This window comes from Crocosphaera sp. (genome assembly GCF_030064895.1).
In the GTDB taxonomy this organism is placed as follows: Bacteria; Cyanobacteriota; Cyanobacteriia; order Cyanobacteriales; family Microcystaceae; genus Crocosphaera.
The window spans coordinates 1-6,033 of sequence record NZ_JASJEB010000171.1 but is presented as its reverse complement, the minus strand read 5'-3'; the positions used below and the strand labels follow the sequence as shown (position 1 = coordinate 6,033).

The window sequence follows — 6,033 nt, the reverse complement described above, 5'->3', positions numbered from 1 at the left end:
CCCATTGGGAATCTGTTATATCTGACGGATAAGAACGTCTCTTCATAAAACTGTCATAAAAACTTATTCCATAGTTTTATAACCACAAATCTGTGCCGCCTAATTTCTTTATCTTTTCTTTACAAACAGTCTCTTATATTGATAAAATGTATGACTCAAAATATATGAAACATTTCTATAGTCAAAATGAAATTGACATCTTTAAAAAGAAATGGTCTAGAAATTGATAAAGATACCACTAAAATTCAATGAGTTTAGCGCAATTTATTAATTTATCTATATAAAATTAACAGTGAGGGCAAATAATTCTTTACAATCTTAGCTTAGAGAATAGCCCTATCGTGTCATCTGTTGCTACACTAAGTGACAATGAGAAAATTTTAGGAGTCATATTTTGAGTAGATATATTGATGTTTCTGTTTCTGTTTCTTCTCGCCTTCCCTGTTGGCCCGGCAGTCCCCCTGTCAAGTTTACAAGAGATTTAGACTTAGATAAGGGTGATATTGCTAATGATACTAGCCTTAATTTTAGTGTTCATACAGGAACCCATATCGATGCGCCTTTACATTTTGTTAAAGGAGGAAAAAGTGTGGATAAAATTTCTTTAGATGTGTTAATAGGAGAGGCATTTCTTGTTGATTTATCAACGGTAGATGTGATTACCAGTGATACTCTTAAACAGTTATCTTTACCGACAGGAATTAAACGATTATTACTGAAAACTAAAAACTCTCAATTGTGGGAGAATAATGTGAGTGAATTTAATCCTGATTTTGTAGCTATTACGTCTGATACTGCTCAATGGCTCGTTGATCAAGGAATTGAATTAGTCGGAATCGATTATTTATCAATTCAACGTTTTTACGATGGACCAGAAACCCATCAAATATTATTAGGATCGGAGGTAGTTATTATTGAGGGATTAAATCTAACTAATGTGTCTCCTGGTGAGTATGAACTAATTTGTTTACCTCTCAAATTAGAAGGGATTGAAGGTTCTCCTGCTAGGGTAATTTTAAGGCAAAGTTAATTAATTTTCTGGAGTCATTTTTCATTACACATTTCTAAGGCCTTCTCATAAGATATCTTGGGGAAAATGTCTAATTTACCATCAATAGTAGCATCATAAATTTTTCTTCCTGCACGTTCAAACTTGAATTTTGCATTCCTATAAGATAATTCTGATCCTTCTAAATCAGGAAGTTGCCATTCCTTATTTGCGAAATAATCAGGGCTAAAATGATTTGGGTCATCCCCTTCTAATACTTGTTTTTCATTGGGTTTACCTACTGCTTTAAAACTGTGGTCAACCCCAATGAGAAAAACTTGCTTAAACCCCATATAAAAGGCTATTTGCATCGCTACATACGTCACGGTATAACCTTCACCAATATTTGCGGTAATATTAGAGGAGAAATTGAATTCAGAACCAGTGCGGATAAAGTAAAGATTATCACTAACTTTGAGTTTATTACTTTGTTGTTTTCGATAAGAACAAAAAGATTTAAAAGATAAAAATGAAGGACAAGAAAGAGAGGTAAAATTGTTTATGCTTTGTTCAACAACATAAGGGTTAACGGAAATATGATAGCTCAAGTTTAAATCTACTCTTTCAAAGATTAAATAAATTTTATTGAGTCCAAACGTATGAACTTTTTGCAAAGGGGTTAAATCCATCTTATTGAGAGATGGCCCGTTCCCAATAATAAAACAACTTTCTCCTTTATGAATATTTCGAAATTGTTCTAGCCTTTTAGAATGAGTGAAAATCCATTCATAATAATCCTTTCTTTCCAGTCCATGAGCATAATAGCTAGGACTATAATTTAAGGCCGCTCTCATTCTATCTTTGATTGATTCTAAAATATTATTCATGGTTTAATTACCCTATTAATTAATAAATTTTAAACTTATTCGGTACTTAATCGAATGGTTGCTCCTCCATCTATAACCAAGTTTTGACCTGTCATAAATGAAGATAATTCTCGATTAGCTAAAAAGAAAATTCCTTTAGCAATTTCTTCAGTGGTTCCCACTCTACCAATAACAGTTTTTGCAGCTAATTGATTCATTAATTGCTCCACATTATTTCCAGACAGATGACCTCTGCTCAAACCAGCTTGTAACATGGGTGTGTCAACTGCCCCTGGTAACACCGCATTGACACGAATGTTATCTTTAGCCCATTCGATGGCTAAAGCGCGGGTAAACGCTGCTAAACCCCCTTTACTGGTGGCGTAAGCAGCAATATTAGCAGAAGTAGCGATCGCATGAACGGAACTGACATTAACCACACTCCCCTGACTGACTTTTAATAGGGGATAGGTTGCTTTAGCTAACAAAAAAGCAGAACGTAAATTAACCGCCATGATCTGATCCCATTCCGTCACCTCCATTTCCACAAGGGGTTTACAAATTTGGATAGCCGCATTGTTAACCAACCCATCCAGTTTATCAATTTTTTCTATCACCGAAGCAACTTGTTTAGCATCGGATACATCAGTCTGAAAATAACGATCAATTCCCTCTAATTCTACCTTTTCTTGACGATCTAAACCAATAACAGACCATCCTTGATAGGCAAAATATTGTGCTGTACCGTAACCTATTCCTCCTGCAACTCCCGTAATCATAACAACAGGTTTCATCAATTTTTATCCTCGGCCTGTTTTAAATCTCTGACTAAATTATCGATAGCAATTTGATTAACTCGTAAAACAGCTTCTCTAGTATTAGAACTATTATGACTGCCCATAATTACCTGTTCATAATTAACCAAAGGATTACTGGTTGTCATGGGTTCTGATTCAAAAACATCTAGGGCTGCTCGAGAAATTTTGCCACTATCTAAAGCTTTAATCAGTGCTTTTTCATCAACAATAGGGCCCCTGGCAACATTGACTAACCAACTATCATTTTTCATCTGCTCAAAGGCTTGATCATCTAATAAATGATGATTTTCTGGAGTCAAATTACAGGCTAAAACAATACAATCAGAATCTTTAAATAATTCGTTTAATTCTACTTGCTTTAAGTTCGTTTCTTGACACAATTGATTATCAATCGGGCGTACATCATAGCCTAACAAATTCATGCCCATGACATGAAAACGACGGGCGATCGCACCGCCAATACTTCCTACACCAATAATACCTGCTGTTCTATTTCTCAGAGAAGTTCCTTGAATTTTCAACCAATTTCCTTGACGGACATCAGTATCAATTTTGTGTAATTGTCTGGCCAAAAGGAGAGTATAACCGAGGGCAACATCAGCCACTTCATCGGCAAAAACATTAGGAGTATTAGAAGTATAAATTCCCAACTTTTTAGCTGCCTCTAAATCGATAGCGTCCACTCCTATACCCCACTTTGCCAACACTTTTAAACGACCTCTTCGACCGATTTCTAATACCTTAGCAGTAAAAGGATCATCGCCAGCAATTACCCCATCAAATTCAGCAATTATCTGACAAAGTTCTTCCTCACTTAATTGTTGCACAATATCAGGAGTTACTACCTCAAGGTTTTCTTTTTTAAACCTTTCTTGGCAACTTTCCAAAGATGCTAACATGGGGGGACAAGTAATTAAAATTCGCCAATTCATAATATTTCTCTGAAAGTAATTATTATCTTAATTGTTAACCATTGACAGTTTCTTGTCTAGTCTTATAGAGTAATTCAGCAATACGAAAATCAACTTCTTCATCGATATCCCAAGCTTCATCCCTTTCAATTTCAAACAATAAAGGCTTATGACCAATGCGATTTTTTCTCTCTTCTAAAATACTTTTTGTGAAGAGATAAATGTTAGAATTTTCTTCATAAACTGGTGGTAAATCTTGAGTTCTTAATAAGACACTGGGATCGTGATTAATTGCTTTCCCTTCGGCATCATAAAGCCGTGTTTGTAGACGAGTTACCCCAAATAAACTATCGTATTCATTACTCTTTAAAAATAAATCAATTGCCTTAGTAATTGTTTCTGCTTTTAATAAGGGGTTCGTACTGTGAGTTTGTAAGTAATAATCAGCCTCAACTTGAGATACTGAATTTAACAAAACATCATTCATCGGAGTCATTCCAGAGCGTAAATTTTTCGGTCGTAAGAGAACTTTTACTGTAGGAAAATTCTGCCCTGCATCTTCAATAATATTAGGACTATCCGTATCAATACAAACTTGAGTTATCTGTGGACAATTCAATAAACTTTCAACAATATAATGATAAAGAGGTTTTCCTGCAAAAAGACGATAATTTTTACCAATTACGCGCTCGCTAGAGTGACGCATGGGGACAAAAGCAACAATAGTCGGTTGTGATGAATCAGAAGACATATTTCAGCAATTAATATTCTCAATCATTTCTCTTAGAATACATTGTTTTGACCCTAAGAGGAAGAAAAAAGCCAGAGCGCACAAATATAGCATTAAGGAGGGTGGGAAAATACTCTTCTGTAGTTAACTTAGGATTCAATCTCAATTTTTGCCCACCACAATTATTAAAATTAGACTAAACAATTTTTTTTCATCTGTTTGCTACCTTACGATCTGACTCGTAACTATCAAGAATTAAACATATTTTTGTTATCATCTATATTGTTTATTAAGTGCTTTAACCAATTCGTGTACTGTGGTTGATGGATTATCTTGAGCAGGATTAGGTGTATAATACTGTTTAAGTAAATTTTCCGCATTTTTTATGGCAGTTTCTTGTCTATCAAATAAATCATCATAGATGGTGTCACTATTTTTTTCATATTTTTGACGTAATAATGTATTTAACTTATTTATATAATCTTTACGAGGAATAGCTGTACTCAAAAACTCGAAATGTAAAACATACCATAACTCAAAAGCTTCATTAGAATAAGCAACCTCAAATCCCTGATTTTTAGCCTTCTTTATTGTACTGTTAAAGTTTTGAAAATCATATTTATCAAAAACACACCAAACCTGATCATACTCATCTTGTTGTTGATATTCAATTGTTTTATTTATTAAAGTATCAGGATCTTTATTCAATCCTTTAACTCTTATCACATTACCAGGAACACGAAAACAGTCAAAGTAGTTTTTTTCTGTTTCTTCTCCTCCACAAACAATTAAAAATCGTTGTTTAACTTCTCTTGTATTAACTTTTCTTCCTGAATATCCTCTAGGATTTTTCTTTTTTTTCGCCATCAGAATTAATTAGTTGACTCAAATCTCCAATATAAGGTATTGCACCATATCGACCTTTAATGTAATCATTTTCAAAAGCAGCATCATCACTAATATCATATTCTACTAAGGAATATAAATCAGTTGCACCATATCTATCTTTTTCAGTGAACCAGATTTGATCACGACGAAAAAGTTTAGGACTCAGTAAGTTTGTGTCATGACTCATGACAATTAATTGAGCATTATTAGGGTTAGTTTCATTAGAGTTAAATAATTCAAGAATAGCACGACTAATTAACGGATGTAATCTTGCATCAAATTCATCGATAATAAGAGTTCGAGTATTTTTTAAAATATCAAAAAGTATCCCAGCTAAAGCAAAAGCTTTCTTAGTTCCCTCAGATTCATCTTCTAAATCAAAGGTTTCCGTGGAAATAAACTTATTTTCAGAATCAAATTTACGATGTTTGGTATTGATCCAGTTTCCTTTTCCTCCTGAGTTTTTAATAATCTCCTGTCTAATTTCTTGAGGGATATTATCACCAAGTTCATCTTCAGTAATATCTATTTGATTAGTATTAATATCATCAATTCCTAAATCCAATTTCTTGATCAAGTTAATAATTTCATTTTTATTTTCGTTCTCAATTAGACAAACAACTGTATAAGAAAAGTATGATCGATATGAACTATCATTTAAACCAGAAATAATATTTAAACTATATTGTAACGAGTTAAGAGACTGTTTGTAAAGAAAAGATAAAGAAATTAGGCGGCACAGATTTGTGGTTATAAAACTATGGAATAAGTTTTTATGACAGTTTTATGAAGAGACGTTCTTATCCGTCAGATATAACAGATTCCCAATGGG

Annotated in this window: 7 protein-coding genes; 1 reads left to right on the top strand and 6 read right to left on the bottom strand. The window is 33.5% G+C overall.

What is annotated here, in order from left to right; translation table 11 throughout:
* Positions 1 to 394: 394 nt before the first annotated feature.
* Positions 395 to 1,030 carry a cyclase family protein gene (locus QNJ66_RS25625; RefSeq protein WP_300511499.1) on the top strand — a complete coding sequence of 212 codons (636 nt, stop codon included), beginning with the start codon at positions 395 to 397 and terminating at the stop codon, positions 1,028 to 1,030.
* A 14-nt stretch (positions 1,031 to 1,044) separates the two neighbouring features.
* Here the strand turns inward: QNJ66_RS25625 and QNJ66_RS25620 are convergent, their stop codons facing one another.
* The 6 genes from QNJ66_RS25620 to QNJ66_RS25595 all read right to left on the bottom strand — a co-directional run bounded on the left by QNJ66_RS25620 (position 1,045) and on the right by QNJ66_RS25595 (position 5,811).
* Positions 1,045 to 1,875: a 6-hydroxymethylpterin diphosphokinase MptE-like protein gene (locus tag QNJ66_RS25620; RefSeq protein WP_300511498.1), complete on the bottom strand. Its 831-nt coding sequence runs from the start codon at positions 1,873 to 1,875 to the stop codon at positions 1,045 to 1,047.
* 35 nt (positions 1,876 to 1,910) lie between these two features.
* Positions 1,911 to 2,648, bottom strand: a complete 738-nt coding sequence (locus QNJ66_RS25615) for an SDR family oxidoreductase (protein WP_300511496.1) — start codon at positions 2,646 to 2,648, stop codon at positions 1,911 to 1,913.
* Positions 2,648 to 3,604 carry a phosphoglycerate dehydrogenase gene (locus tag QNJ66_RS25610; protein WP_300511495.1) on the bottom strand — a complete coding sequence of 319 codons (957 nt, stop codon included), beginning with the start codon at positions 3,602 to 3,604 and terminating at the stop codon, positions 2,648 to 2,650. The genes QNJ66_RS25615 and QNJ66_RS25610 overlap by 1 nt, the downstream gene beginning before the upstream one ends.
* Positions 3,605 to 3,638: 34 nt before the next feature.
* Entirely contained in the window at positions 3,639 to 4,334 is a 696-nt protein-coding gene (locus QNJ66_RS25605) for an acylneuraminate cytidylyltransferase family protein (protein ID WP_300511494.1), read from the bottom strand.
* Positions 4,335 to 4,586: 252 nt separating this feature from the next.
* Positions 4,587 to 5,180, bottom strand: coding sequence for an RloB family protein (locus QNJ66_RS25600; protein ID WP_300511493.1), 594 nt, complete (start codon positions 5,178 to 5,180; stop codon positions 4,587 to 4,589).
* The gene (locus tag QNJ66_RS25595; protein ID WP_366146324.1) at positions 5,155 to 5,811 is read right to left on the bottom strand and encodes an AAA family ATPase; all 657 of its coding nucleotides are present in this window, start codon (positions 5,809 to 5,811) and stop codon (positions 5,155 to 5,157) included. Before QNJ66_RS25595 ends, QNJ66_RS25600 begins: the two co-directional genes overlap by 26 nt.
* Positions 5,812 to 6,033 lie beyond the last annotated feature (222 nt).